Below are 26228 nucleotides of genomic sequence, written 5' to 3'. Positions count from 1 at the left end.
CACGTCCGACGACCGGGGGAACGCCAGACGATGACGATGCGACACGCCGCGGCGAACGACGGATCCTGGCTGGGCTGGCTGATCGACACGGTCGTGCGTCTGATGGATGTGATCGGACCCGCCGGCGCCGGCGTGGCCATCGCTCTGGAGAACCTCTTCCCGCCGTTGCCGAGTGAGGCCATTCTCCCGATGGCGGGCCTCGCGGCCCATCAGGGGGCGTTCGCGCTGTGGGAGGCGGTGACGTGGACGACGCTCGGTTCGCTTGCGGGGGCGTTCGCCCTGTACGGGCTGGGGGCGGCTTTCGGCGTGAGCCGACTGCGCCGGGTGGCCGACCGGCTGCCGCTGGTGTCGGCGGCGGACGTGGACCGGACGGTGGCGTGGTTCGAACGGCATGGCGGCAAGGCGGTGTTCTTCGGGCGATTCGTGCCCGTGTTCCGCAGCCTCATCTCCCTCCCGGCGGGCGTCGCGCGGATGCCTCTGTGGCATTTCGGCCTGCTGACCGCGATCGGCAGCCTGCTCTGGAACACGCTGTTCATCCTGTGCGGCTGGTTCCTCGGCACCGGATGGCACATCGTCGAGCAGTACGTCGACGTGGCCCAGAACGTGGTGATCGCCGCCGTCGGCCTCGTACTCACGATGTTCGTCGTCGTGCGCGCCCGCTCGCTCCGGGCGGCCCGGCGCGAACCGGAACCGCGTGAGCTGCGGCGCGGGCGGACGGCAGCCGATGCCGACGCGGATCAGGACGCGGAGGCCTCGGCCGGACCGCTCCCCGCGGGTTCCGCCCGCTGAGCAGATCCCGTGCCGTCCCGGCCCTTCGCGCTCCGGTACACGAACACCTCGGTGATCCCGGACAGGTCGAACTCCTCGCGGCCGGCGGTGTGCGGGTCGGCATCCAGCACCGCCTCGATCGCCGCCGTCATCCGCCGACGCTCCCGGTCATCCGCGACGAGGAAGCTGCTGACGGTCTGCCAGCGGCGGAGGTAGCCGGTGCGCGTGATCCGCTCGCGCCGCGCGATCTCGCGACGGGCCTCGAGCACGAATCCCGGCAGCTCCTCGGTCGCGGACGCGGTCGTGGCACCCGGTCGGTCGCCGAGAGCAGGATGCAGGATCCGCTGACACGCGCGGTCCCATGCGCACGCGGGATCGAAGCGGTTCCACAGCAGGCCCAGAACGCCGCCCGGAACCAGCACGCGGCGGATCTGCGCGCAGGCGCGCTCGCGGTCGAACCAGTGGAAGGCCTGCGCCACCGTGACGACGTCGACCGAGGCGTCCTCCACGGGCACCTCCTCGGCGGTGCCGATCAGCGCCTCCACGGACGGCAGCTTGGCGCGCAGCACGTCGAGCATCGGCCTCGAAGGCTCGACCGCGATCACGCGGGATGCCCGGCCGATCAGCCGCTCGGTGAACTTCCCCGGTCCCGCGCCGAGATCGAGCGCCGCCCGCACCGGCACGGGGATGATCGCCTCGGCCGCGGCCTCGGGGAAGCCCGGCCGGTACCGCTCGTAGTCCTCCCCGGCATCCAGGAACGACTTCGCCAGCACCTCATCGACCATGCCTGGACGCTATCAGCGCCGAGAGCGATCACTCGCCGGCGAGGAGATCGGGGCGGCGGGCGCGGGTCCGCTCGAGCTGCTGCTCGCGCCGCCATGCGGCGATCGCGCCGTGGTTGCCGCTGAGCAGCACCTCCGGCACCGGCCGGTCGCGCCACACGGACGGCTTCGTGTAGGAGGGGTACTCCAGCAGGCCGTCCTCGTGCGATTCCTCGACGAGGCTCTCGGGATTGCCCACCACGCCGGGGATGAGCCGGCCGATGGCCTCGATCATCGCCATCACGGCGACCTCTCCCCCGTTGAGCACGTAGTCGCCGAGGCTGATCAGCCGGACCTCGCCGCGGGTCGCGGCGTAGTCGAACACCCGCTCGTCGATGCCCTCGTAGCGCCCGCAGCCGAAGACGAGGTGCTCGCGCGTGGCCAGTTCCCGGGCCGTGCGCTGCGTGAACAGCTCGCCGGCGGGAGAGGGGAAGATGATGGTCGGCCGCGGGTCTGCCATGCCTTCGGCCGGAGCGAGGGCGTCGAGCGCCTCGCCCCACGGCTCAGGCTTCATCACCATGCCGGCGCCGCCCCCGTACGGGGTGTCGTCGACAGTGCGGTGCCGGTCGTGGGTCCACTCGCGCAGGTCGTGCACGTGCAGATCGAGGATGCCGGCGTCCCGCGCTTTGCCGAGCAGCGACAGAGTCAATCCGTCGAAGTAGGACGGGAAGATGGAGACGACGTCGATCCGCATGGGTGCGTCCGCGCGGGTCAGTCGGATGCCGGGGACGCGTCGCGCGCCGCCGAGGGGGCGGCGTCCGTGTCCGAGGTCTCCGCCGGCAGCTCCTCGAACAGCCCGGGCGGAGGGGTGACGACGATGCGCCCTGCGGCCACGTCGACGGTGGGCACGATCGCCTCGACGAACGGCACCATGACCTCGCCGGCATCCGTCTTCACGATGAGCAGATCCTGGGCGGGCAGGTGATCCACGCGCAGCACACGGCCGACGACCCGGTCGTCGCGGACGACGTCCAGCCCGACGAGCTGGTGGTCGTACCAGGCGTTCTCCTCGGCCTCGTCGTCCTCGTCCATCCACAGGATGGCCCGGACCAGGGACTCGGCGGTGGTGCGGTCCTCCACGCCCTCGAGGAAGACGACCGAGCTGCCGTTCATCACGCGGTAGTCGCGGACCGTGACGGTCTTGCCGTGCCAGACCGACGCCTCGGGCACCTGCAGGGTGAATTCGGCTCCCGGCACGAACCGGCGCTCGGGATTGTCGGTGTAGAGCTCGAGCTTGAGGGCGCCCTTGAGCCCGTGCGCCTTGAGGAGGCGCCCGACCCGGAGCTGGTTGCGGGCCTTGTCCTGCGCCACGTCAGTCGTCCGCGACGTCGACGCGCACGCGACGCCCGTCGGCCAGTGCGGAGATGAGCGTCCGCAGCGCCTTCGCTGTGCGGCCGCCGCGCCCGATCACGCGACCACGGTCATCCGGGTGCACGTGCACCTCGAGCAGGTCGCCTCGCGGCGATGCGGATGCGGTGATGCGGACGTCGTCCGGGTGATCGACGATCCCCTTGACGACGTGTTCGAGCGCGGCGGCGAGCACGACGGCTTACTCGGCGTCGGCCGCGGCCTCGGCGGCGTCCTCGGCAGGCGCCTCAGCCGGCTCGGCCGGAGCCTCGGCCTTCTTCTCGGCCTTGGGCTTGATGACCGACTTCTTGGCGGAGTCGATCTCGAAGGCCGGCTTCGGCTCTGCGGTCTTCAGGGTGGACTTGGCGTCCTTGTCGCCCTTGAACTTGCCCCAGTCGCCGGTGATCTTCAGCAGCGCGGTGACCTGCTCGGTCGGCTGCGCGCCGACGGACAGCCAGTACTGGGCGCGCTCGGAGTCGACCTCGATGAACGAGGGCTCCTCGGTCGGGTGGTACTTGCCGATCTCCTCGATCACGCGACCGTCGCGCTTGGTGCGCGAGTCGGCGACGACGATGCGGTAGTAGGGTGCGCGGATCTTGCCCATGCGCTTGAGACGGATCTTGACAGCCACGATTCTCCTGAGTGGTGTGGAAGGAAGACGAACTGGTCGCCTGGAGCGTGGGGTGCACACCCGGCGGAAGCTCTGAGGGTGGACGGATGCTGGATAGAGGGTCGAGCAGGCCGTCCGACCCTCCATTCTGCCAGATCGCTCCGTGTGACGCGAACCATGACGCGCGCGGATGCACCGGCCGGGGGTCCGTGCCAGACTGAGCGCGTGCCGCTGGAATTCGCGCCGTCCGCCCGCTCCACCGTCGGCGTGGAGTGGGAGATCATGCTCGCCGACCCGAAGACCGGGGATCTGGTGGGAAGAGCTCCTGAGCTGCTCGCCGCGCTCGAGGAGCAGAGCGCCGCCGAGCGCCACACCGTCACCGGCGAGCTGCTGACCAACACGATCGAGGTCACCAGCGGCGTCGGCGGCACCGTCGCCGAGGCGCTCGACGACATCGCCGCGGCGATCGCGGCCGTCCGCGCCGCGACCGACCCGGCCGGGATCGAGCTGCTATCCGCCGGCAGCCACCCCTTCGCGCAGTGGTACAACCAGCGGGTCACCGACAAGACCCGCTATCACAAGCTGATCGAGCGGACCCAGTGGTGGGGCCGGAACATGATGATCTGGGGCATCCACGTGCACGTCGGCGTCGACGACCGCGACAAGGTGCTGCCGATCATCGCGGCGCTCTCCAACTTCCTGCCCCATCTGCAGGCCCTCGCCGCCTCCAGCCCGTACTGGGCCGGTGAGCGGACCGGGTACGCGTCCAACCGCGCCCTCGTCTTCCAGCAGCTGCCCACCGCCGGGCTGCCGTGGTCGCTGCACACGTGGGCGGAGTTCGAGTCGTACTTGGACGACATGGTCCGCACGGGGGTGATGCAGGACGCCTCGGAGGTGCGCTGGGACATCCGCCCCGCGCCGCGGTGGGGCACCGTCGAGGTGCGCGCGTGCGACGGCATGTCCACGCTCAGCGAGCTGGCCTCGGTGGCGGCGCTCGTGCAGTCGCTCGTGGAGCACTTCTCCCGCGAGCTGGACGAGGGGCGCACTCTCGCGACCATGCCGCCGTGGTTCCACCGCGAGAACAAGTGGCGCGCGGCTCGCTACGGCCTGGACGCCCGCGTGATCGTGGATGCCGCGGGGTCGCAGGTCCCCGTGCGCGAGCACCTGGCGGCCGTCGTCGAGGATCTCCGCCCGGTCGCCCGTGACCTGGGGTGCGCGGCGGAGCTGGACGGCGTGCTCACCACGCTTCAGGTGGGCGCCAGCTACGAGCGGCAGCTGGCCGCGGCCGACGGCGCCGACGGAGATCTGCACGCGGTCGTGCATCACCTGATCCGGGAGTTCCGTCAGGGCCCGGAGACCTCGGTGGCACCCTCGCCCTCGGCGGCGCCGTAGCCTCGGCGACCGGGCCTCGGCGCCGCAGCCCTCGGGTCGGCGTCGCGGGCGTCAGCGTTCGCCCTGCTCGGCGAGGCCGCGGGCGAGGGTCTCGTCCAGCACCACGTCCGTGACGACGCCGGCGGCGATGGCCGCGCGCAGGCTGTCCAGCTTCGCCACCCCGGACACGATGCACACCCGGCGCGGCACGCGGCGCAGCCGGTCCAGCCCTGGCCCGGTGGCCCGGGCGTTCAGCCGGATGTCGCGCCAGCTGCCGTCCGCGCGGAAGAACACCGTCGCGACGTCGCCGATGGCGCCGTCCTCCCGGAGGTTGCGGTAGTCCTCCTCGCTTAGGTATCCGCCGACGTAGACGCGGCTGGGCACCTCGGCGGCGGGTGAGCCGAGGCTGAACACGGCGACGTCCATCTTGGCCTGATAAGCCAGCACCCGGCGGGTGCTGCGCTCGCGCCACATCGCCTCGCGGGTCGCCGGGTCGTCGAAGAAGGCCGGCACCGGGAACTGCTCGACCTGCGCGCCGAAGGCGCGGCCGAAGCGCTGCAGGATGTCGCTGGAGTACTCCAGGCCGCTGGTCTGCGTGTTCCCTGCGCCGTTGAGCTGCACGAACGTCGTGTTGTGGGTGTCCTTCTGCACCAGGGAGCGGCTCACCATGCTGATCGTCGATCCCCAGGCGATGCCGACCACCATGTTCGAGTCGATGAACTGCGACAGGAGGCGCCCGGCGGTGAGGGCCACGCGCTCCATGCGCTCCACCTCGTTGATCACTCCGGGCATGGGCACCACGTGCGCCGCGACGCGGAACCGGTCCCGGATGCGCTGTTCGAGCATGCCCGCGCGTTCGAACGGCGAGTTCACCCGGATGTCGACCAGCCCGGTGTCGCGCGCGTAGCCCAGCAGCCGGGACACCGAGGAGCGGGAGGTGCCGAGCTCGCGGGCGATCGCCTCCATGGTCATGTCCTGCAGGTAGTAGAGCTTGGCGGCGGTGAGCGCCGCGCGCACCTTCGTGTCCCGTCCCCGGGCTTCCGTGACAGCCATCCCCGCACCTCCAACGCTCAGCTTTGCACATATGTGCAGTGGACTTGTCCATCAGCGCGAAGAGGTCGATCATGGTGCCAGCAGGAACGGAGTCCCATGATGACTGAGACCACCCGCACAGCCCGCCGCGATGCCGAGCTGACCGCAGTCCGCGATGCGGGCCGCACCACCGTCCTGGTGATCGGCGGGGGCATCAACGGCATCTCGCTGTTCCGGGATCTCGCCCTGCAGGGCGTGGACGTGGTGCTCGTGGAGCGCTCCGACTTCGCCTCGGGCGCGTCGGCGGCATCCAGCCACATGATCCACGGCGGCATCCGGTATCTGGAGAACGGCGAGTTCCGCCTCGTCCGCGAGTCCGTGCAGGAGCGCAACGGCCTGCTGCGGATCGCCCCGCACTTCGTGAAGCCGCTGCAGACCACGATCCCGATCTACTCGACCTTCTCCGGCATCCTCTCCGCTCCCCTGCGCTTCCTCACGCACCGCAGCGGCAAGCCGAAAGAGCGCGGGGCGTTCCTGATCAAGGTCGGCCTGACGATCTACGACACCTTCTCGCGCGATGGCGGCGCGGTGCCTCGGCACCGCTTCCTCGGCCGTCGGCGCTCGCTGCAGGAGCTGCCGCAGCTGGATCCCGACATCAAGTACACCGCGACCTACTACGACGCCTCGATGCATGACCCCGAGCGCCTCGCCCTCGACGTGCTGCAGGACGGCCGCAGCGCGCACGCGGGGGCGTACGCGGTCAACTACGTCGAGGCCGTCGGCCGCCGGGACGGGAAGGTCGTTCTGCTCGACCGGGAGAGCGGCGAGGAGTTCACCATGGCCGCGGACGTGGTCGTGAACACCTCCGGCCCGTGGACCGACCTCACCAACGAGGCGCTCGGTACCGAGACGCACTTCATGGGCGGCACCAAGGGATCGCACATCGTCCTCGACCACCCCGATCTGCTGGCGGCCACGAAGGGCCGGGAGATCTTCTTCGAGCACGACGACGGCCGGATCGTGCTCATCTATCCGCTCAAGGGCCGGGTGCTGGTCGGCACCACCGACATCGACGCCGACCCGCGGGTTCCGGCGCGCTGCACCGAGGAGGAGGTCGACTACTTCTTCGACCTCATCCACCACGTCTTCCCGCGCATCCAGGTGTCCCGCGACGACATCGTGTTCCGCTTCTCCGGCATCCGTCCCCTGCCCCGCCACGAGGACACCGCGCCGGGCTTCGTCTCCCGCGACTACCGCGTCGAGGTCGACGACTCCGGCGAGACGCCGGTGCTCAGCCTGGTCGGCGGCAAGTGGACCACGTTCCGCGCGCTCGGCGAGTCGCTCTCGGACCGCGTGCTCGGCCTGCTCGGACGTTCCCGGCGGGTCTCCACGGCAGCTCTGCCGATCGGCGGCGGGCGCGGGTTCCCGCGTACGGTCCGTGCTCGGCAGTCGTGGAAGGAGACCCATCTTCCCGGTGCCGGCGACCGCGGCGACCAGCTGCTCGCCCGCTACGGGACGCGCGCGGCCGAGGTGTGGGCGCACATCCGCGCCGGCGAGGACCGTCTGCTCGCGGGCGGCGCGCTGTCCACGCGCGAGCTGGAGTGGATGGTCGAGAACGAACTGGTCGTACGCCTGGCCGACATCCTGCTGCGACGCACCAGCATCGCGTTCGTCGGGGATGCCGACGCCGCGGTGCTCCGGGAGATCGCGGACGCGCTCGCACCGCTGCTGGGCTGGGACGCCGCACGGCGCGACGCCGAGATCGCGCGGACACGAGAGATTCTGAACGACGCCCACGGGCTGTCGATCACCGAGCCTGCACGCCCCTGAGCGATGCAGACCGCCCTGGCGGCGGATCCATCACAAGTCGCGCCCGCTCGCACGACGACCGCGGGTGCACGGAAAGGTCAATGAAGACATGGCAGATGTCAATCTCGGACTGTACTTCCTGTCCGAACTCGTCGGCACGGCGATGCTCGTCCTCCTCGGCTGCGGCGTCGTCGCGAACGTCGCGCTGGCCAGGAACAAGGGCTACGGCGGCGGCTTCTTCATGGTCAACTGGGGATGGGGTCTGGCGGTCTTCGCCGGTGTCCTCGTCTCGTCGTACTCGGGTGCGCTGCTGAACCCGGCGGTCGCGATCGGCCTGCTCATCGCCGGCAAGATCTCGTTCGTGATGTTCCTCGTCGCGGTCGCCGCTGAGATGGTCGGCGCGATCCTCGGCGCGGTCGTGGTGTGGCTGGCGTACCGTCAGCACTTCGACATCGAGGAGGACCCGGCCAACAAGCTCGGCGTGTTTTCCACGGGACCGGCCATCCGCTCGTACGGCGACAACCTCGTCACCGAGATCATCGGCACGTTCGTCCTCGTCTTCGTGATCTTCGCGTTCGCGGACTACGGTGACGTGGAGATCGGCACTCCCGGTGCGCTCGGCCCGCTCACGGCACTGCCGGTCGCCCTGCTGGTGGTCGGCATCGGCGCCTCGCTCGGTGGACCCACCGGCTACGCGATCAACCCGGCGCGTGACCTCGGTCCGCGGATCGCCCACGCCATCCTGCCGATCAAGGGCAAGGGCTCCAGCGACTGGGCCTACTCGTGGGTGCCGGTCGTGGGCCCCCTCGTCGGCGGCGCGCTCGCGGCCCTCGCCGCACCGGCGCTGCTCTCCCTCGCCTGATCCGCCGCATCACCCATTTCAAAGGAGAAAGACATGGCAGATTACGTCATCGCCATCGACCAGGGCACGACCTCGAGCCGCGCGATCATCTTCGACCGCAAGGGCGACATCGTCGCCACCGGTCAGAAGGAGCACGAGCAGATCCTGCCGAAGGCGGGGTGGGTCGAGCACGACCCGCTGGAGATCTGGCGCAACGTGCAGGAGGTGATCGGCCTGGCCCTCAGCCGGGCCGACCTCACCCGCCATGACATCGCGGCCGTCGGCATCACCAATCAGCGCGAGACCGCGGTGGTGTGGGACAAGACCACCGGCAAGCCGGTGTACAACGCGATCGTGTGGCAGGACACCCGCACGCAGGAGATCGTCGACCGCCTCGCGGCGGACGGCGGCGTGGAGCGGTTCAAGCCCGTCGTCGGCCTGCCGCTGGCCACGTACTTCTCGGGCACGAAGATCGCCTGGATCCTGGAGAACGTCGACGGCGCCCGCGCCAAGGCGGAGGCCGGCGACCTGCTGTTCGGCACCACCGACAGCTGGGTGCTGTGGAACCTCACCGGCGGCATCGAGGGCGGCGTGCACGCGACCGACGTGACGAACGCCTCGCGCACGATGTTCATGGACCTCGAGACGCTGGAGTGGCGCGATGACATCCTGGAGGCCTTCGGGGTGCCGCGGTCGATGCTGCCGGAGATCCGCTCCTCCTCGGAGGTGTACGGTGCCGCCGAGAGCTCGTCGCTCCTGCGCGAGACGCCGATCTCCGGAATCCTCGGCGACCAGCAGGCGGCGACCTTCGGCCAGGCGGCGTTCAAGACCGGTGAGAGCAAGAACACCTACGGCACCGGATGCTTCCTGATCTTCAACACGGGCGAGAAGATCGTCCATTCGAAGAACGGGCTGCTGACCACCGTCGGGTACAAGCTCGGCGACGGTCCGACGCACTACGCCCTGGAGGGGTCGATCGCGGTGACCGGGTCGCTCATCCAGTGGCTGCGCGACCAGCTGGGCATCATCTCCTCCGCCCCGGAGGTGGAGGAGCTCGCCCGGCAGGTGGAGGACAACGGCGGCGTGTACATCGTCCCGGCCTTCTCGGGGCTGTTCGCGCCGTACTGGCGGCCGGATGCCCGCGGCGCGATCGTGGGTCTGACCCGCTACGCGAACAAGAACCACATCGCCCGCGCCGCCCTGGAGGCCGTCGCCTTCCAGACCCGCGACGTGCTCGACGCGGTGAACGCGGATGCCGGGGTGGACCTCACCGAGCTGAAGGTCGACGGCGGCATGGTCGCGAACGACGCGCTGATGCAGTTCCAGGCGGACGTCCTCGGCGTGCCGGTGGTGCGGCCGAAGGTCGCCGAGACGACCGCGCTGGGTGCGGCCTACGCAGCGGGACTCGCGATCGGCTTCTGGAACGGCCTGGACGACCTGTCTGCCAACTGGCAGGAGGACAAGCGCTGGGAGCCGAGCATGGACGAGGCCGAGCGCGACCGTCAGCTGCGGCTGTGGCGCAAGGCCGTGACGAAGTCGATGGACTGGGTCGACGACGACGTGAAGTGATCGGCGCCGGGGTGGCTGATCCTCGCTGATCACGCACGACGGCTGATCCACGAAGGGCGGGTCCGGATGCTCCGGGCCCGCCCTTCGACGTCAGTGGCACAGCAGCTCAGCGCTTGCCGAAGAGCTTCTGGATCTCGGCGAGGTCGGCCTCGGTAGGGCCGCCCGCGGCCGCACCTCCCCCCAGGCCGAATCCGGAGCCGGTCGGGTTCGCCGGTGCAGCGGCGAGGCCGGCGTTCTCCGCGGCGCGCTTGGCCGGGTTGCCGGAGCGGGAGCCGCTCTTGGCCTTGCCCTTCTTGCCGCCGCGCTTCGCGGACGCGCCCGGGCGGCCCATGCCGGGCATCGGGCCCATGCCGGGGATGTTCGGCATGCCGCCGCGGGCGACGGTCTTCATCATCTTCGCCGCCTGCTCGAAGCGCTGCACGAGCTGGTTGACGTCGGTCACGGTCATGCCCGAGCCTCGTGCGATGCGCAGACGGCGCGAGCCGTTGAGGATCTTCGGGTTACGGCGCTCGGCGGGCGTCATGGAACGGATGATCGCCTCGGTACGGTCGATCTCGCGCTCGTCGAAGTCCTCCAGCTGCTGCTTCATCTGGCCCATGCCCGGGAGCATCCCGAGCATCTTCTTCATCGAGCCCATCTTCTTCATCTGCTGAAGCTGGTCGAGGAAGTCCTCCAGCGTGAAGGCCTCGTTCGCGAGCTTCTCGGCGACCTTGCGCGCCTCCTCCTCGTCGAAGGCCTGCTGCGCCTGCTCGATGAGCGTGAGGATGTCACCGAGGTCGAGGATGCGGCTCGCCATCCGGTCGGGGTGGAACGGCTCGAGGTCGTCGAGGTTCTCCCCCGTCGACGCGAAGATGATCGGGCGCCCGGTGACCGATGCCACCGAGAGCGCCGCGCCGCCGCGGGCGTCGCCGTCGAGCTTGGACAGGACGACGCCGGTGAAGTCCACGCCCTCCTGGAAGGCCTTGGCCGTGTTGACCGCGTCCTGACCGATCATCGCGTCGATGACGAACAGCACCTCGTCGGGGTTGGTCGCCTTGCGGATGTCGGATGCCTGCTTCATCAGCTCGGCGTCGACGCCGAGGCGGCCGGCGGTGTCGATGATGACCACGTCGTGCAGGTGGCGGCGTGCGTGCTCCACGCCGTCCCGTGCGACGCGGATCGGGTCTCCGACGCCGTTGCCGGGCTCGGGGGCGTACACGGCGGCGCCGGCGCGCTCGGCGACGACCTGCAGCTGGGTGACCGCGTTCGGGCGCTGCAGGTCGGCAGCGACGAGCAGCGGGGTGTGGCCCTCCGACTCGAGCTGCTTGGCGAGCTTGCCGGCGAACGTCGTCTTGCCGGAGCCCTGGAGTCCGGCGAGCATGATCACCGTCGGCGGGGTCTTCGCGAACTCGAGCCGGCGCTGCTCGCCGCCGAGGATCGCGATGAGCTCCTCATTCACGATCTGCACGACCTGCTGGGCCGGGTTCAGGGCCTTGTTCACCTCGTCGCCCAGGGCGCGCTCGCGCACCTTGGCTGTGAAGTCCTTGACCACCGTGAGGGCGACGTCGGCATCGAGCAGGGCACGCCGGATCTCGCGGACGGTGCCGTCGACGTCGGCGGGGCTCAGCTTTCCCTTCGTGCGCAGGTTACGGAAGGTCTCGGTGAGCCGGTCGGAGAGCGTGCCAAAGGTAGCCATGGTGCCTCCGATTCTACGCGAGCGGCGCCTCCCCCCTCTCCGGCATCCGACCTACTCCCAGGGCAACTGGTGGATGCTGCGCAGCGCCTCGTCGAACTGCGCCTCGAGCGACGCCTGGCCGGCCCCCTGCTCCGCCCACACGCGCAGCGAGGAGAGCACGGCGGCGGCGTAGGCGGCCCCGAGGATGTCCGCGGGGATGATGCCGATGCCGGCGCTCCGGGCGGCGGCGGCCACGGCACCGGCGATCCGCGCCTGACGCAGTCCCGTGTCGCGCAGCAGCTCCTCCTCCAGCCCCATCGCCCCGGCGTTCCGGAACGCGAGCGCGAGCGGGTCCGGTGCGAAGTCCTCGACGATGTACCGCAGGGCATCGGCCACGCGCTCCCCGGTGGCCTCCGTGCCCAGGGATGCCAGCGCGACGAGCACCTGGTCGATCCGGGCGTCCAGGCCCGACCACAGCACGTCGCTCTTCGAGGCGAAGTAGTTGAAGAAGCTCGAGCGGCTGACTCCGGCCCGGCGGGTGATGTCCACGATGGCGGTGGCGTCATAGCCCTGCTCCAGGAACAGCTCGCATGCGGCCTCGGCGAGCGTCTCGCGAGAGGATGCGCGCGGCCTACCGGCCCGGGACACCGATTCCATAGGCGTCACCTTACCCCGGGCCCGTACCGCGCGCGTGCCGCGTCGCACCGCGATCCGAACAGGCGTAAGGTGGTGACCGGTCTTTTCTTGGACTGCATCCAACAACTCGAAGGACGGTCATGATCGACATCCAGATCGCAGGCCTCGCTCCCGATTTCGTCCCCTACCTCGACGGATGGGATCTGCAGCGCCGCATCCACCGCGAGGTCGTGGAGGGAAGCCGTCCCGACACGCTGCTGCTCCTGGAGCACGAGGCGGTGTACACCGCCGGCAAGCGCACCGAGCCGCACGAGCGCCCGAAGGACGGGACGCCCGTGGTCGACGTCGACCGCGGAGGCAAGATCACGTGGCACGGGCCGGGACAGCTCGTCGGCTACCCGATCGTGCGCCTGCCGGAGCCCATGGACGTCGTCGCGCACGTGCGGCGCCTGGAGCGGCTGCTGATCGAGGTGCTCCGCCCGTTCGGCGTGGACGGCTACCAGGTCGAGGGCCGTAGCGGCGTCTGGGTGCGCCGGCCGTTGTCCGAGGACAAGGTCGCCGCGATCGGCGTGCGCGTGCAGCAGGGCGTCACCATGCACGGTTTCGCGGTGAACTGCGACAACTCGCTCGCCGCGTTCCGCGGCATCATCCCGTGCGGGATCACGGATGCCGGTGTCACCACCGTCAGCGAGGTGAGCGGACGCGCGGTCTCCCCCGCCGACCTGGTCGACGCGGTCTCCGCCGCCTTCACCGCCGAGTACGCGACGGAGGTGGCCGCATGAGCGCCGCTCCGGAGGGACGCAAGCTCCTGCGCCTCGAGGTGCGGAACGCGCAGACGCCGATCGAGCGGAAGCCGGAGTGGATCCGCACCAAGGCGAAGATGGGCCCGGAGTACAAGGCGCTGCACACCCTGGTGAAGGACGAGGACCTGCACACGGTGTGCCAGGAGGCCGGCTGCCCGAACATCTACGAGTGCTGGGAGGACCGCGAGGCGACCTTCCTCATCGGCGGCTCGCAGTGCACGCGCCGCTGCGACTTCTGCCAGATCGACACCGGCAAGCCCGCCGAGTACGACACCGACGAACCGCGCCGCGTCGCTGAGAGCGTGCGCCGGATGGGACTGCGGTACGCGACGGTCACCAGCGTCGCCCGCGACGACCTGCCCGACACCGGCGCCTGGCTGAACGCGGAGACCGTCCGCAAGATCCACGAACTCAACCCGAACACCGGCGTCGAGCTGCTCGCGAACGAGCACAACGCGGACCCGGCGTTCCTCGGCCAGATCTTCGACGCCCGGCCCGAGGTGTTCGCCCACAACGTCGAGACGGTGCCGCGGATCTTCAAGCGCATCCGCCCGGCGTTCAAGTACGAGCGCTCGCTCAACGTGATCACCCAGGGCCACGAGGCGGGGCTGATCACGAAGTCGAATCTCATCCTCGGCATGGGCGAGGAGCCGGAGGAGGTCGTGCAGGCGCTGCACGACCTCCACGAGGCCGGATGCGACATCATCACGATCACCCAGTACCTGCGGCCCTCGCCGCGGCACCTGCCGGTGGCGCGCTGGGTGAAGCCGGCCGAGTTCGTCGAGTTCAAGGAGGAGGCCGAGCGGATCGGGTTCCTCGGCGTGCTCGCCGGGCCCCTGGTGCGCTCGTCCTACCGGGCGGGGCGGCTGTGGGCGCAGTCGATGCTGTCCAAGGGCCGGGAGATCCCGCCGCACCTCGCGCACATCGCGGAAGGCGTGGAGCAGGGGTTCGCGCAGGCGGTCTGAGAGGCGTTTCGTCTCGCTCCGCCTGCGGCGGTGCTCGCTCGACGACCGGGGGGCGGCGGTCCTCGCTCCACGACCGGGGGCCGGACCCTGAGCGTGTCGAAGGGTCGGGCGACGCTTCGACACGCTCAGCGTCCGCTCGACCTCAGTCGGCGCTCATCACGGACTGGACCGAGCCGTCGGAGCCGAGGTTCACCAGAAGGACGTCGTCGGTGGCATCCGCGTCGAGGGCGTACTCGAGCACCGCGAACGGCTCCGAACCCCCGTGCTCGTCGGCGAGGATCGTCATGCTCATCAGGCGCAGCGAGCGGATGATGTCGACCGCGGCATCCCCGCTGACGTCCACGAGCACCGCGGTGAGCTCCTCGCCGTAGGCCTCCTGCTGCTGGAGGATGTACTCGGTCACCTCGCTGGTGCGTTCGTCGACCTCGGAGAGCATGCTGCGGCGGGCGACGGCGTCCACGTGCTCGAGACCAGCGATGAGCGCGGCGGCGACATCGAGCGCCTCCGGCGACACGTCCTCCTGGTCCGGCGCGGTCAGGTCGACGGTGACCGACTGATCGCCGAACTCGACCCGCTCGGTCCAGAAGATCGACCCGTCCGGACCGGAGGAGAGGACTCCGAAGTAGTCGTGCTCGATCGCCATATCGCTATGAAACCAGCCGCATGCCCGGGACGGTAGCCCTACGCGCCGACCAGCGACTGGACGAACACGTGCGGCGTGAATCCGGTGAGGTCGTCGATGCCCTCGCCCTGTCCGAGCAGCTTCACGGGGATGCCGGTGCGCTCCTGCACGGCCAGCACGAAGCCGCCCTTCGCGGACCCGTCGAGCTTTGTGATCACGAGTCCGGTGACGCCGGCGTGCTGCAGGAACGCCTCCGCCTGGAGCACCCCGTTCTGGCCCGTGGTGGCGTCCAGCACGAGCAGCACCTCGCTGATCGGCGCCTGCTTCTCGATGACACGGCGCACCTTGGACAGCTCGTCCATCAGCCCGCCCTTCGTGTGCAGGCGGCCGGCGGTGTCGATGATCGCGATCTCGATGCCGTGCTGCTTGGCGTACTCGACGGTCTGATACGCCACGGAGGCCGGGTCCTGCCCCTCGTGCTGCGGTCGGACCATCGCCGCACCGGCGCGCTGGGCCCAGGTGGCCAGCTGGTCGACGGCGGCGGCGCGGAAGGTGTCGGCCCCGCCGACAACGACGCTGCGCTGGTAGCCGCGCAGGAACTTCGTGAACTTGCCGATCGTGGTGGTCTTCCCGACGCCGTTCACGCCGACGACGAGCACGACCGCCGGCCGCTCGGAGAGCTTCAGCGTGGTGTCGAACCTGGCGAACCGCTCCTCGAGCGTCTCGCGCAGCATCCGCTGCAGGTCGCGCGGGTCGGTGGTGCGGTACCGGTCGACCTTCTCGCGCAGCTCGTCCAGGAGCTGCTCGGTGATGTCAGGCCCGAAGTCGGCCGTGATCAGCGCGGTCTCGAGGTCCTCCCACGTAGTCTCGTCGATCGTGGGCTTGACGAACATGCCGCGCAACGCGCGGCCGAGGGACCAGGACTTCTCCGCCATGACTCCAGCCTAGGGTGCGTTCGCACGCGGGCATGGACGTTTCGTCTGGCTGGAGCGCGGCGCCTGAGCCTGTCGAAGGGCGCTCGACGAGCGGGCGGCGGCGGGGGTCGGGACTCGGCGGGGTCGGGAGGCGGGGGTCAGGAGGCGGCGGCGCGGTCGCCGACCCGCTGGCCGACCACGGCGGAGACGCCGTCCTGCCGCATGGACACCCCGTAGAGGGCGTCGGCGATCTCCATGGTGCGCTTCTGGTGCGTGATGATCAGCAGCTGCGAGCTCTCCCGCAGCTGCTCGAAAACCGTCAGCAGACGCCCCAGGTTGGCATCGTCGAGCGCGGCCTCGACCTCGTCCAGGATGTAGAACGGGCTCGGCCGCGCCTTGAAGATCGCCACGAGAAGAGCCACCGCCGCCAGCGACCGCTCGCCGCCGGAGAGCAGCGACAGCCGTTCGATCTTCTTGCCGACCGGCCGCACCGCGACCTCGATGCCGGTGGTGAGCATGTCGTCCGGGTTCGTGAGCGAGATGCTGCCGGAGCCGCCCGGGAACAGCAGCGGGAAGACCTCGCCGAACGCCTGCTTGGTGTCCTCGAACGCCGCGGCGAAGATCGTCTGCATCCGCTCGTCGAGCTCGGCGATGATCGTGAGCAGGTCCTGCCGGGTCTTGGTCAGGTCCGCGAGCTGCTCGGTGAGGAAGGCGTGCCGCTGTTCGAGCGCGGCGAACTCCTCCAGGGCGAGCGGGTTCACCCGGCCGAGCTGCGCGAGCTTGCGCTCGGCGTCCTTCAGGCGTCGCTCCTGGATCCGCCGATCGAACGGGATCGCGGTGTCCTCGGAGCCGTCCTCGGCACCCGGGTCGCGAGGAACCGGCTGATCAGGGCCGTATTCCGCGACGAGAACGTCCTCATCGAGGGCGAGCTCGGAGGCGACCCGCTCCAGCAGGCTGTTCAGGTGCAGCTTCTTCTCGTGGATCTGCAGCTCGAGGCCGTGCACACTCTCGGTGAGGCCGGCGAGCCGCTCGCGCAGCGAGGTCTCCTGCGCGCGCAAGGCGGTGAGCTCCTCGTTGTGCGCGCTGCGCGCCGCCTCAGCCTCCGCGAGGGCGACGCGCGCCTCGGTGACCGAACGGTCGAGCGAGTCGAGCACCCGAGGCAGCTCCTCGGCCACGCCGGATGCGGCCGCGCGCTGCGCCCGGCGGATCACCGCACGGCGGGCGGCCTCCTCGGCGGCGGCCCGCTCCTGCTCGCGCTGACGCTCCAGAGCGGCGACCCGGGCCTGCGCGGCCCGCACCCGCTCGCGGAGCGTCTCGATCTCCAGCCGCGCGCGCACCTCGCCCTCCCGCGCGGCCTCGAGCGCCTCCAGCAGCCCGTCCCGTGCGGAGGCGTCAAGCACGGGGCGCGGCGTGGACTCGGCTTCCTCGAGCTCGGCCTTCGCCCTCGCAGCCGCCGCCTCGGCATCCGCCACCGCCGACTGCGCCTGACGAAGCCCGGCCTCGAGACGCTCACACTCGGCGACCGCCGCCTCATGCCGCACCGTGATCCGGTTCACCTGCTCGGCGTGGGCGGCGAGGGCCGCATCGTGCTCACGCAGCGCGCGCAGGGCCTCCTTCGCCTCGCGCCGTGTCTCCTCGACCCGTTCGGTGGCCTCGGTGCGCGCCTCGCGGAGGCTGTCGACGATGACGCGGACCTCGTCGAGACGCTCGGCCGCGGCATCCCGCTCCGCGGCCAGCTCCAGGCGGGACGTCTCGCCGGAACCGGCGCGGACGGTGTGCGCGGTGACCACCTCGCCCGTCCGCGTCACGATCGTGGTCGTCCCGTCCCCCGCCGCGGTCAGCGCGGCGTGGGCGCGGCGGGCGGCATCCAGGTCGTCGGCGACCAGCACGTGGGACAGGATCGCCTGAACCCCCGGCGGAGCGGTGGCGACCTCGACCGCCGGGACGGTGCCGGGGATCTCCGGCAGCGACGGCGAAGCTGCGCCGGCCTCCGCGATCACGAAGTCGACCATCCCGCGGGCGCCGGCGACCAGAGCGAACGCGTCTTCGGCGCGGTCCACCAGCACGCCCTCCGCGAGCGGGCCGAGCACCGCGGCGACGGCCGCCTCGAAGCCCGCCCGCACCTGGACGGCGTCGCCGACCAGTCCGCGCACGCCGCTCCCGCCGTTCGCGACGATCTCGGCCGCGCCGCCCGAGAGCGCCAGGGCGCTGCTCAGCGCCGCGGCCTTGGCGGTGAGGGCATCCGCCTCGCGCTCCGCCTCGTGCAGCCGCTCGCGGAGCGCGTCGCGCTCGGCCTCCGCCGCGGTGAGACGCTTCTGCGCGTCCTCGTAGGCGGCCGCGTGCTCGGCCGCGGTTCCCTCCGGTGCCTCGGCGTCCTCGATGGCCTCGAGCGCCTCCGCGGCCTCCCGACGCCGGGTGTGCGCGGCCTCCAGGGCGTTCTCCTGCCGCAGCACCGCGCCGCGGACGGCGGCGAGGGCGGATGCCGCGGCGTCGGCGTTGCCGCGCAGGGCGGTCAGCCGCATGTCGTACTCGGAGACGAGGGCGCTCTGCTCGGCGATGTCCACGTCGAGGGTGTCCAGCTCGGCACGGGCCTGCATCACCTCGCGGCTGGCCTGCGCCGCGGCATCCTGTGCGTCGCCGAGCCCTTCCGAGATCCGCGAGATCTCCGCCTTCGCCTCGTCGATGGTGTCCTGCGTGACCGTGATGGCGGTGACGGCGTCGTCGTCCTCGGAGCCCAGCAGCGCGAGGCGCTGGTTCGCGAGCGTGAACAGCCCCCGCATCCGCTCCTGCACCTGCTCGAGGCCGAAGGCGACGCGGCGCGCCTCGTCCACGGCGGCGGAGTTCTGCTCGCGCTCGAGCCGCTGGATGGCGGCGCGCACTCCGTCGAGCTGCTCGGACAGCACCAGCCGCTCGGTGTGGCGCTCGTGCTCGGTGCGGGTGTGATCGGCGAGTGCGGTCCGCAGCGCGACCACGTCGTCGGCGAACAGGCGCGCCTTCGCGTCGCGCACCACGGCGGCGATGGTCTGCGCCTCGCGGGCGATCTCCGCCTGGCGCCCCAGCGGCTTCAGCTGACGCCGGATCTCGCCGGCGAGATCGCTGAGGCGGGTGAGGTTGGTCTCCATCGCCTCGAGCTTGCGGAGGGTCTTCTCCTTGCGGCGGCGGTGCTTGAGGATGCCGGCGGCCTCCTCGATGAACCCGCGGCGGTCCTCGGGCGAGGCCTGCAGCACGGTGTCCAGCCGGCCCTGACCGACGATGACGTGCATCTCCCGCCCCAGGCCGGAGTCGCTGAGCAGCTCCTGCACGTCCAGCAGCCGGCAGTTGGAGCCGTTGATGGCGTACTCGCTGGACCCGTTGCGGAACAGGGTGCGGCTGATCGTCACCTCGGAGTACTCGATCGGCAGCGCGCCGTCGCTGTTGTCGATCGTGAGCTGCACCTCGGCGCGCCCGAGCGGTCCGCGCGTGGAGGTGCCGGCGAAGATGACGTCCTCCATCTTGCCGCCGCGCAGGGTCTTGGCTCCCTGCTCCCCCATCACCCAGGCGAGCGCGTCGACGACGTTCGACTTGCCGGAGCCGTTGGGCCCGACGATGCAGGTGACCCCGGGTTCGAAGACGAAGGTCGTGGGCTGCGCGAAGGACTTGAAGCCCTTCAACGTCAGGCTCTTCAGGTGCATGCCGGCGCCTTCACGATCGGGAGAATCACGTGCATACGCTACCCGAACGGCCGTCCCGGGCCGGGATCCCGCGCGGGCGGGAGCCTGTTCGCGCAGCTTCCGACACGCCGATGAATCATGAGGATGCTTGACGCGCCGACGGAAACCCCGCTAGCGTGACTGCTCGATCGCCTGAAAGGAGGTAACCGATGATGATCACGAAGCTCGACGCCCGCCACACCGGCTGGAACGCGACGCACGTGACAGCGCGATACCGTGCGCTCGCGGTGACCTCCGCCGGCGTCCGCGGCCTCCACGCGCTCAGCACCGTTTGCTAGCAGCGCACCACCGCCGCCCGACCGTCTCCGGATCTCTCGTCCGGACACCGATCCGCGCGTCCGCCTTCTGAGCGGCCGCCCTCCCCGCCCACCGGGCGCTCCGCATCCGCTGCGGTCGCCTCAGGGCCTTCCCCCGGATGCCCGGCGACCGCCGTTCCGGCGCACCTCGGCATCCGTCTGCGACCTCTCGCACCCATCACCACCTGAAGGACACATCGTGAACACCACCGTGCGTTCCCTGGACGACACCACCGGGCGGCTCAACCGGAGCACGACCCACCCGCCGGATACCGGGGATCGTCAGATCCTCACCATCCCCGACCGGGACGATCGGCAGCGGCTGACGCCCGCCGAGCGCCTCACCCTTCGCATCGGTCTCTGGCTGCAGCGCAGCATCCGTGCCGTCCAGCGGCAGGAGATCCGCGTGCAGGAGCACGCGGAGCGGCACGAGAGCGCGCGCCTCGCCCTCAGCCAGCGCGAGGCGATGATCCTGCTCACCTACGACCTGCAGCGTCAGCTGCGCTGAGAGAAGGACGCCGTGATCGTTCCGCTTCCCGCCGGGGCGACCCTGCGTCCGCTCGAGCTTCCGGCTCGGGCGGACGCGGGGCCCACCCCGCTCATCCGCGCGTACGCCGACGTGCGCAACACGTCGCTGCACGAGACCACGGGGCGCACCGACGCGTTCCGCACCGCCGAATCCCTGCTGCCGATGCTGCGCTCCACCCCGGAGCAGCGCCGCCGGCAGTGGTACGTCGAGCAGGACGGCGAGATCGTCGGATGCTGCGCCACCACGATCCTGCTGGACGACGGCGGCGACACCGGCATGATCGGCATCGCCCTCCTCCGCCGGGTCTGGGATCAGGGCATCGGCGGCGCCGTCCTCGCGCACGTCGAAGCGGAGCTGCGCGCCGCCGGGGTCCGGAGGCTGCTGAACTGGACCGAGCACGCCGAGACCGCCGGGGCGGACGTCGACCGTCTCCCGTCGCCCACCGGGTACGGATCGGTACCCCACGACCACGCGGCCCGGTTCCTGCTGCGGCACGGCTACCGACTGGAGCAGGTCGAGCGGATCAGCCGCTTCATCTGGACCGGCGACAGCGTCGCGCACCTGCAGCGGCTCCTGGACGAGGCGCGCTCCCACGCGCCCGGATACGGCATCGTGCAGTGGATGCTTCCGACACCGCCGGCACGGCTCGACGGCTACGCGCTGTTAAAGTCGCGCATGTCCACCGACGTGCCGGATGCGGATCTGGACATGCCGGCCGAGGCGTGGGACGCCGACCGCGTGCGCCGGCACGACGACCTGTACGCGGTCCGCGGCTCCTCGGTGCTCGTGACCGCCGCCGAGGAGGTGGCGACGGGTCGTCTGTGCGCGTTCAACGAGCTCGCCATCACCGCCGACCACACCACCGCCACGCAGCAGGAGGACACCCTCGTGCTCGCCGAGCACCGCAGCCGCCGGCTGGGAATGCTCGTGAAGACCGCCGGCCTGTTGACCTGGCGCGAGCGCTTCCCGGAGTCGCCGTACGTGATCACCGCCAACGCCGAGGAGAACCGGCCCATGCTCTCCATCAACGAAGCCATCGGCTTCACCCCGATCGCCTACGAAGGCGCCTGGAAGAAGGAACTGACATGACCACGCTCGCCGAGGAGCTCACGATCGCGCCGCTGACCGTCCCGGCGGCGCTGGACGCCGCCGACGCCGCCGACTTCCTCGCCTACGCGGAGCTGAACCGCCGCGTGTGCGCCCACGACGCCGGCCTTCCGGAGCTGGCGCCCAGCGCTCAGGAGATGCTGCCGGACTGGCTGGACGCGACGGACCGGCTGCAGCTGGGCTTCGTCGCCCGCCGGCAGGGACGACTGGTCGGGGTCGCCAGCATGACCCTCGCCCAGGAGGACGGGTCCACCACGGGCGAGTCCGACGTGCTGATCGAGCCGGACGCCTGGAGTACGGCGTGGGGCCCGCGTGCCGCCGCCGCGCTTCTGGCCGCCCTCGAGGACGAGGCTCGGCGCCGCGGGCGCACAAGCCTGCAGACGTGGACGCTGCACCGACCGGGCTCGGCCGATCGAACGCTGATCCCTGCGACCGGCTGGGGACGGGTCGCCGCCACCGAACTGAGCGAGACGCTGGAGAGCGCCGGGTACCGGCTCGAGCAGGTGGAACGCAACAGCGAGTTCGATCTGCAGGGCGACACCGCCGGATTGGAGAAGCGTCTGGCATCCGCCCTGGCATCCGCCGGGCCGGACTACCGCGTGGTCGCCTGGACCCTGCCCACGCCGCCCGAGCACCAGGACGGGTACGCCCAGGTGCTGTCGCGGCTGGCCACCGATGTGCCCAGCGGCGATCTCGCCATCGACGAGGAGCGCTGGGATGCGGCGCGCGTCCGCCGCCGCGACCGCCGGTTCGCCGACAGCGGCCAGACGGTGTCGGTCGCGGCCGTGCAGCACGTCCCGACCAGCGCGCTCGTGGCCTACAACGAGCTCGTGATCGGCCCCGACCTCACCGGCGTCACCCACCAGTTCGGCACCCTGGTGCGCAAGGAGCATCGCGGGCACCGGCTCGGCACCATCGTGAAGTGCGCAAACCTGCTGCGCTGGCGCTCGATCGCCCCGGCGTCGCCGAAGGTGTCCACCTTCAACGCGGAGGAGAACCGCCCGATGCTGGACATCAACGAGGCGCTGGGCTTCGTGCCGGTCTCCTATACCGGCGCCTGGCAGAAGCGCCTGTCCTGAAACGGCGCGGTCGTCGAGCCGCACCGGAGTCATCCCCGGGGATGACGCCTCCGGTCCGGGATCATCCGCTGGTGCGATGACCCGGATCGGGGGCCCGGAGGACGCTGGAGGTATGAACGACACCGTCCTGCATGCACGATCCCTTCGGAAGAGCTACGGCCCCACCCGCGCGCTCGGCGGCGTCGATGTCATCGTCGCGCGCGGCGAGTCCGTGGCGATCATGGGCGCCTCCGGGTCGGGGAAGACGACGCTGTTGCACGTTCTGGCCGGAATCATCGTGCCGGACGGCGGTGCGGTGACGTTTGCCCCGGCGGGCGGCGCGCCGGTCGAGGTGGCGTCGCTGTCGGAGAGCGCCCGGTCACGGCTGCGGCGGGACAGGTTCGGGTTCGTGTTCCAGCAGGGACTGCTGATCCCGGAGCTCACCGCGATCGAGAACGTGGCGCTGGCGCTGATGATCAACGGCATGAAGCGCCAGGAGGCGGTGCCGCACGCGGCCTCCTGGCTGCAGGCGCTCGGCCTGGCCGGCATGGAGGATCGCCGCATCGTCGAGCTGTCCGGCGGGCAGGCGCAACGCGTCGCGATCGCGCGAGCGCAGGTCACCGGGGCGGAGCTGATCTTCGCGGACGAGCCGACCGGCGCCCTGGATTCGCACACCTCCGCCGAGGTGATGGACGCCCTGCTCTGGTCGACGACCGGACAGGGGCGGACGCGATCGTCGTCACGCACGACCCGCAGGTGGCCGCGCGGTGCGGTCGCACGGTGTCGATGCGGGACGGCGTCATGGCCGGGGCGGAGGTGGCGGCGTGAACCTCTCCGTGCTGCGGATGCTGCTCCGCCCCGAGCCCGGCAACACCGCGACCCTGGTCATTCCGGCATCCGCCTTCGCCGTCGTGACGACGCTGGTGCTGACCGTCGTCGGCGGCGCGCAGGCGTTCTGGCGCTGGGACCACGACGACGCGCTCATCTACCAGGCGCTGGCGGCGGTGGCGCTGGTGCTGCTCGTCGTGCCGCTCGCCTCGCTCGGCGGCGCGGCGGCGCGTCTCTCGGCACGGCGGCGGGACGAGCGGCTGTCGACGCTGCGTCTGCTCGGCATGACCCCGGCCGGCGTGGCGACGCTCACCGTCCTCGAGTCGACCCTCGTCGCCGCGATCGGCGCCCTCGCGGGGGTGCTCGGTCACCTCGCGCTGGCGCCTGCGATCGCTCTCATCCCGTTCCGCGGCGAAGCGCTCGGGCTGGACGCCGTGCTGCTCGGCGCCCCGGCGATGCTCGCCGTCTGCGCCGGGGCCGTGCTTCTCGCCGCGGTCAGCGCGGTGCTCGGGTTGCGTCGTGTGGTGATCTCGCCGCTGGGCGTGCGGACGCGGGCGCAGCCGGCATCCGTGCACTGGCTCCGTGCTGTCGCAGGCGCGGCGCTCCTCGGGCTCGCGGTGCTCCTCGCCCAGTCGGTGCCGGCGATCGCGGCGGCGGTGTCGATCGCCGCGGTGCTCGCGGTGCTGTTCGGCGGCACGCTGGCGCTGCTGAACCTCATCGGGCCGTGGGTGCTGACGGCGATCGCGACCCGGCAGGCCCGCCGTGCGCAGACGCCGGAGCGCCTGCTCGCGGCCCGCACCGTGCTGGACGCGCCGAAGGCCGCGTGGCGGCAGGTCGGCGCCATCGCGATGGCGAGCTTCATGGCCGTGTTCGCCGGCACGGGCGTCTCGCTGATGAGCACCATGAGCGCGGAGGGCGCGTCCGCGCAGGATCTGACGCTGGTGCCGGACATGCGGACGGGGCTGAACATCACGCTGGTCGGGTCGTTCCTCATGGTCGCGGCCTCGGTGGGCGTCACCCAGGCGGCGGACGTGCTCGACCAGCGTCCGCTGCACCACAGCCTGCATCAGCTCGGGGTGCCCCTGCGGACGGTGGATGCCGCGCGGCGGCGGGCCATCATGTCACCGCTCGTGGTCACCGCACTCGGCTCGGCGCTGTGCGCCGGCGTGGTGGTGTTCCCGCTGCTCGGGATCGCGCTGATCGTCGCGCCGGTGTCGCTGCTCACGATCGCACTCGTGCTGGCCGCCGGGATCGCGGTCGTCGGGCTGAGCACGCTGGCGACGCGGCCGATGCTGGCGAGGGCTTTCGCGTGACGGCGGGGCGGGTGAGGTCTGCGGCACGCCGCGCCTCTAGCGCCTCCGCTGGCACCTCGGGCAGTAGTGCGACGACCGGTTCATGAACGCCTCCCGCCGGATCGGGCCGCCGCACCGCGGGCACGGCCGGCCACCGCGGCCGTAGGCGTTCAGCGAGTGTGCGAAGTAACCCGCCTGCCCGTTCACGTTCACGTACTGGGCGTCGAAGCTGGTGCCGCCCTCGGCGAGAGCCTTCTGCAGCACGAGCCGCACCTCGCCGAGCAGGCGCCCGACGGCCTGCGCCGACAGCCTGCCGCCGGACGTCTCGGGGTGGATGCGCGCGGCCCACAGCGACTCGTCGGCGTAGATGTTCCCGATGCCGCTGACGAGGGTCTGGTCGAGCAGGATGCGCTTGATCGCGCTCGACCGTCGGCGCGCCGCGATCGTGAACGCCGCATCGTGGAAGGCCGGATCGAGCGGGTCGCGCGCGATGTGGGCGGCCTGCGCGGGGATGCGGGCGAGGTCGCTGCCGAAACCGCCCGGCGCGCCGTCCGGGGTGTCCCGCAGCTCGTCCACGGCGAGGGAGCCGAAGGTGCGCTGGTCGCTGAACACCACGGCGAGTTCGCCGTGCGCGGGGTGCGCGATGTGCATCCGGATGCGCTCGTGCCGCTCGCGCGGGGCATCCGGTGTGCGCAGCAGCATCTGGCCGCTCATGCCGAGATGCGTCATCAGTGCCGCACCCCCGCCTTCGAGGGGCATCCACAGGAACTTGCCGCGGCGCGCCGCGCCGAGGATGCCGGTGCCCTCGAGCCGGCGGACGAAGTCCGCGGCGCCGGCCGGATGCCGGGTGAGGGCGCGCTCGTCGAGCACCTCGACGGCCTCGATGCGGGCGCCGACGACGGCGGGTGCGAGGCCGGCGCGGACGACCTCGACCTCGGGGAGCTCAGGCACGTTCGCTGAGCGTGCGCCACGCGCTGAGCGCCGCGGCCATCTCGGCCGTCTTCTTGCTGGTGCCCTCACCCGTGGAGACCACGTCGCCGACCGTCACGGTGGCGGTGAACACGCGGTTGTGGTCGGGGCCGTCGGATGCCACCGAGTACACCGGCGGCGGCGCGCCCAGCCGCGCCGCGAGCTCCTGCAGGCTGGTCTTCGGATCCATGGCCGCGCCGTACCGCTCCGGGTTCGCCAGCAGCGGCTCGGTCAGCCGGAGCACCAGCTCGGTCGCGGCATCCGGACCCGCCGACAGGTATGCGGCACCGAACACGGCCTCCATGGTGTCGGCGAGGATCGAATCCTTGTCACGACCCCCGGTGAGCTCCTCACCGCGTCCGAGGCGCAGGTGGGCGCCCAGACCGATGCCCCTTGCGACCTCGGCGAGGGCGACCGTGGACACGACGCTCGCGCGCCGCTTGGCCAGCTCGCCCTCGTCGAGGTCGGGATAGGTCGTGAACAGCATCACCGTGACGGCGAGACCCAGCACGGAGTCGCCGAGGAACTCCAGGCGCTCGTTGTGCGGGATGCCGCCATGCTCGTAGGCATACGAACGGTGCGTCAGAGCTCGTCCCAGGAGCTGCTCGTCGATCGCGACGCCCAGCTTCTCGGTGAGAGGCCTCTCCCCCGCGGGGACCTCGGTCACCATGGGGAGA

At 71.1% G+C, this 26228-nt stretch carries 24 protein-coding genes and 1 pseudogene; 12 read left to right on the top strand and 13 right to left on the bottom strand.

What is annotated here, in order from left to right:
- Positions 1-36: 36 nt before the first annotated feature.
- On the top strand, positions 37-789 hold the full coding sequence (locus tag JRG78_RS05635; RefSeq protein ID WP_272653737.1) for a DedA family protein: 753 nt from the start codon (positions 37-39) through the stop codon (positions 787-789).
- Here the strand turns inward: JRG78_RS05635 and JRG78_RS05630 are convergent.
- Genes JRG78_RS05630 through rpsP form a run of 5 tightly spaced genes read right to left on the bottom strand, consistent with a single transcriptional unit; the run spans position 738 to position 3567 of the window.
- Positions 738-1553 carry a class I SAM-dependent methyltransferase gene (locus JRG78_RS05630; protein ID WP_272653736.1) on the bottom strand — a complete coding sequence of 272 codons (816 nt, stop codon included), beginning with the start codon at positions 1551-1553 and terminating at the stop codon, positions 738-740. The genes JRG78_RS05635 and JRG78_RS05630 overlap by 52 nt on opposite strands.
- Before the next feature lie 28 nt (positions 1554-1581).
- Entirely contained in the window at positions 1582-2283 is a 702-nt protein-coding gene (gene trmD, locus JRG78_RS05625; RefSeq protein WP_272653735.1) for a tRNA (guanosine(37)-N1)-methyltransferase TrmD, read from the bottom strand.
- A gap of 17 nt (positions 2284-2300) precedes the next feature.
- The gene (rimM, locus tag JRG78_RS05620) at positions 2301-2900 is read right to left on the bottom strand and encodes a ribosome maturation factor RimM (RefSeq protein ID WP_259608024.1); all 600 of its coding nucleotides are present in this window, start codon (positions 2898-2900) and stop codon (positions 2301-2303) included.
- Between the two features lies 1 nt (position 2901).
- Positions 2902-3132, bottom strand: coding sequence for an RNA-binding protein (locus JRG78_RS05615; RefSeq protein ID WP_071644715.1), 231 nt, complete (start codon positions 3130-3132; stop codon positions 2902-2904).
- A gap of 6 nt (positions 3133-3138) precedes the next feature.
- Positions 3139-3567: a 30S ribosomal protein S16 gene (gene rpsP / locus JRG78_RS05610; RefSeq protein WP_259608023.1), complete on the bottom strand. Its 429-nt coding sequence runs from the start codon at positions 3565-3567 to the stop codon at positions 3139-3141.
- Between the two features lie 156 nt (positions 3568-3723).
- Between rpsP and JRG78_RS05605 the strand changes: the two genes are divergently transcribed.
- Positions 3724-4938 (top strand): glutamate--cysteine ligase, encoded by a 1215-nt coding sequence (locus JRG78_RS05605; RefSeq protein WP_442927360.1) that lies wholly within the window; start codon positions 3724-3726, stop codon positions 4936-4938.
- Between the two features lie 51 nt (positions 4939-4989).
- Here JRG78_RS05605 and JRG78_RS05600 read toward each other — a convergent pair whose 3' ends face one another.
- Positions 4990-5970, bottom strand: coding sequence for a sugar-binding transcriptional regulator (locus JRG78_RS05600; protein ID WP_259608021.1), 981 nt, complete (start codon positions 5968-5970; stop codon positions 4990-4992).
- Positions 5971-6069: 99 nt separating this feature from the next.
- On the opposite strand from JRG78_RS05600, the gene JRG78_RS05595 reads away from it, so the two are divergent.
- From JRG78_RS05595 to glpK, 3 genes are all read left to right on the top strand, one after another.
- A complete protein-coding gene (locus JRG78_RS05595; protein WP_259608132.1) occupies positions 6070-7779 on the top strand; it encodes a glycerol-3-phosphate dehydrogenase/oxidase in 1710 nt (569 codons plus the stop codon).
- An 88-nt stretch (positions 7780-7867) separates the two neighbouring features.
- Complete coding sequence (locus tag JRG78_RS05590) at positions 7868-8620, top strand: MIP/aquaporin family protein (RefSeq protein ID WP_259608020.1); 753 nt, start codon at positions 7868-7870, stop codon at positions 8618-8620.
- A gap of 33 nt (positions 8621-8653) precedes the next feature.
- A complete protein-coding gene (gene glpK / locus JRG78_RS05585) occupies positions 8654-10168 on the top strand; it encodes a glycerol kinase GlpK (protein WP_272653733.1) in 1515 nt (504 codons plus the stop codon).
- Between the two features lie 106 nt (positions 10169-10274).
- Here glpK and ffh read toward each other — a convergent pair whose 3' ends face one another.
- Together ffh and JRG78_RS05575 are read right to left on the bottom strand one after the other, a co-directional pair.
- The gene (gene ffh / locus JRG78_RS05580) at positions 10275-11843 is read right to left on the bottom strand and encodes a signal recognition particle protein (protein ID WP_259608018.1); all 1569 of its coding nucleotides are present in this window, start codon (positions 11841-11843) and stop codon (positions 10275-10277) included.
- 51 nt (positions 11844-11894) lie between these two features.
- The gene (locus JRG78_RS05575; RefSeq protein ID WP_259608017.1) at positions 11895-12479 is read right to left on the bottom strand and encodes a TetR/AcrR family transcriptional regulator; all 585 of its coding nucleotides are present in this window, start codon (positions 12477-12479) and stop codon (positions 11895-11897) included.
- A 119-nt stretch (positions 12480-12598) separates the two neighbouring features.
- On the opposite strand from JRG78_RS05575, the gene lipB reads away from it, so the two are divergent.
- Positions 12599-13240 (top strand): lipoyl(octanoyl) transferase LipB, encoded by a 642-nt coding sequence (gene lipB, locus JRG78_RS05570; RefSeq protein ID WP_259608016.1) that lies wholly within the window; start codon positions 12599-12601, stop codon positions 13238-13240.
- Positions 13237-14226 (top strand): lipoyl synthase, encoded by a 990-nt coding sequence (gene lipA / locus JRG78_RS05565; RefSeq protein ID WP_259608015.1) that lies wholly within the window; start codon positions 13237-13239, stop codon positions 14224-14226. Before lipB ends, lipA begins: the two co-directional genes overlap by 4 nt.
- A gap of 142 nt (positions 14227-14368) precedes the next feature.
- On the opposite strand, the gene JRG78_RS05560 is transcribed toward lipA, so the two are convergent.
- The 3 genes from JRG78_RS05560 to smc all read right to left on the bottom strand — a co-directional run bounded on the left by JRG78_RS05560 (position 14369) and on the right by smc (position 19433).
- Positions 14369-14869 (bottom strand): DUF2004 domain-containing protein, encoded by a 501-nt coding sequence (locus JRG78_RS05560; protein WP_259608014.1) that lies wholly within the window; start codon positions 14867-14869, stop codon positions 14369-14371.
- A gap of 38 nt (positions 14870-14907) precedes the next feature.
- Positions 14908-15783 (bottom strand): signal recognition particle-docking protein FtsY, encoded by an 876-nt coding sequence (gene ftsY / locus JRG78_RS05555; RefSeq protein WP_259608013.1) that lies wholly within the window; start codon positions 15781-15783, stop codon positions 14908-14910.
- A gap of 137 nt (positions 15784-15920) precedes the next feature.
- Positions 15921-19433, bottom strand: coding sequence for a chromosome segregation protein SMC (gene smc, locus JRG78_RS05550; protein ID WP_259608012.1), 3513 nt, complete (start codon positions 19431-19433; stop codon positions 15921-15923).
- Positions 19434-19967: 534 nt separating this feature from the next.
- On the opposite strand from smc, the gene JRG78_RS05545 reads away from it, so the two are divergent.
- From JRG78_RS05545 to JRG78_RS05525, 5 genes and pseudogenes are all read left to right on the top strand, one after another.
- Positions 19968-20276, top strand: coding sequence for a hypothetical protein (locus tag JRG78_RS05545; protein WP_259608011.1), 309 nt, complete (start codon positions 19968-19970; stop codon positions 20274-20276).
- Between the two features lie 12 nt (positions 20277-20288).
- The gene (locus JRG78_RS05540) at positions 20289-21386 is read left to right on the top strand and encodes a GNAT family N-acetyltransferase (RefSeq protein WP_259608010.1); all 1098 of its coding nucleotides are present in this window, start codon (positions 20289-20291) and stop codon (positions 21384-21386) included.
- Positions 21383-22483 carry a GNAT family N-acetyltransferase gene (locus tag JRG78_RS05535; RefSeq protein ID WP_259608009.1) on the top strand — a complete coding sequence of 367 codons (1101 nt, stop codon included), beginning with the start codon at positions 21383-21385 and terminating at the stop codon, positions 22481-22483. The genes JRG78_RS05540 and JRG78_RS05535 overlap by 4 nt, the downstream gene beginning before the upstream one ends.
- 112 nt (positions 22484-22595) lie before the next feature.
- Positions 22596-23290 (top strand): annotated as a pseudogene (locus JRG78_RS05530) (ABC transporter ATP-binding protein).
- Complete coding sequence (locus JRG78_RS05525; RefSeq protein WP_259608007.1) at positions 23287-24603, top strand: FtsX-like permease family protein; 1317 nt, start codon at positions 23287-23289, stop codon at positions 24601-24603. Before JRG78_RS05530 ends, JRG78_RS05525 begins: the two are co-directional and overlap by 4 nt.
- A 36-nt stretch (positions 24604-24639) precedes the next feature.
- On the opposite strand, the gene mutM is transcribed toward JRG78_RS05525, so the two are convergent.
- Both mutM and rnc read right to left on the bottom strand, forming a co-directional pair.
- Complete coding sequence (gene mutM, locus JRG78_RS05520) at positions 24640-25533, bottom strand: bifunctional DNA-formamidopyrimidine glycosylase/DNA-(apurinic or apyrimidinic site) lyase (RefSeq protein ID WP_259608006.1); 894 nt, start codon at positions 25531-25533, stop codon at positions 24640-24642.
- On the bottom strand, positions 25526-26221 hold the full coding sequence (gene rnc, locus JRG78_RS05515; protein WP_259608005.1) for a ribonuclease III: 696 nt from the start codon (positions 26219-26221) through the stop codon (positions 25526-25528). The genes mutM and rnc overlap by 8 nt, the downstream gene beginning before the upstream one ends.
- Between the last annotated feature and the right edge of the window lie 7 nt (positions 26222-26228).

It is taken from the genome of Microbacterium sp. EF45047, assembly GCF_028472845.1.
Taxonomy (GTDB): domain Bacteria; phylum Actinomycetota; class Actinomycetes; order Actinomycetales; family Microbacteriaceae; genus Microbacterium; species Microbacterium neungamense.
Note: the sequence above shows the minus strand (reverse complement) of the source record. Positions and strands in the feature narration are given on the sequence as shown.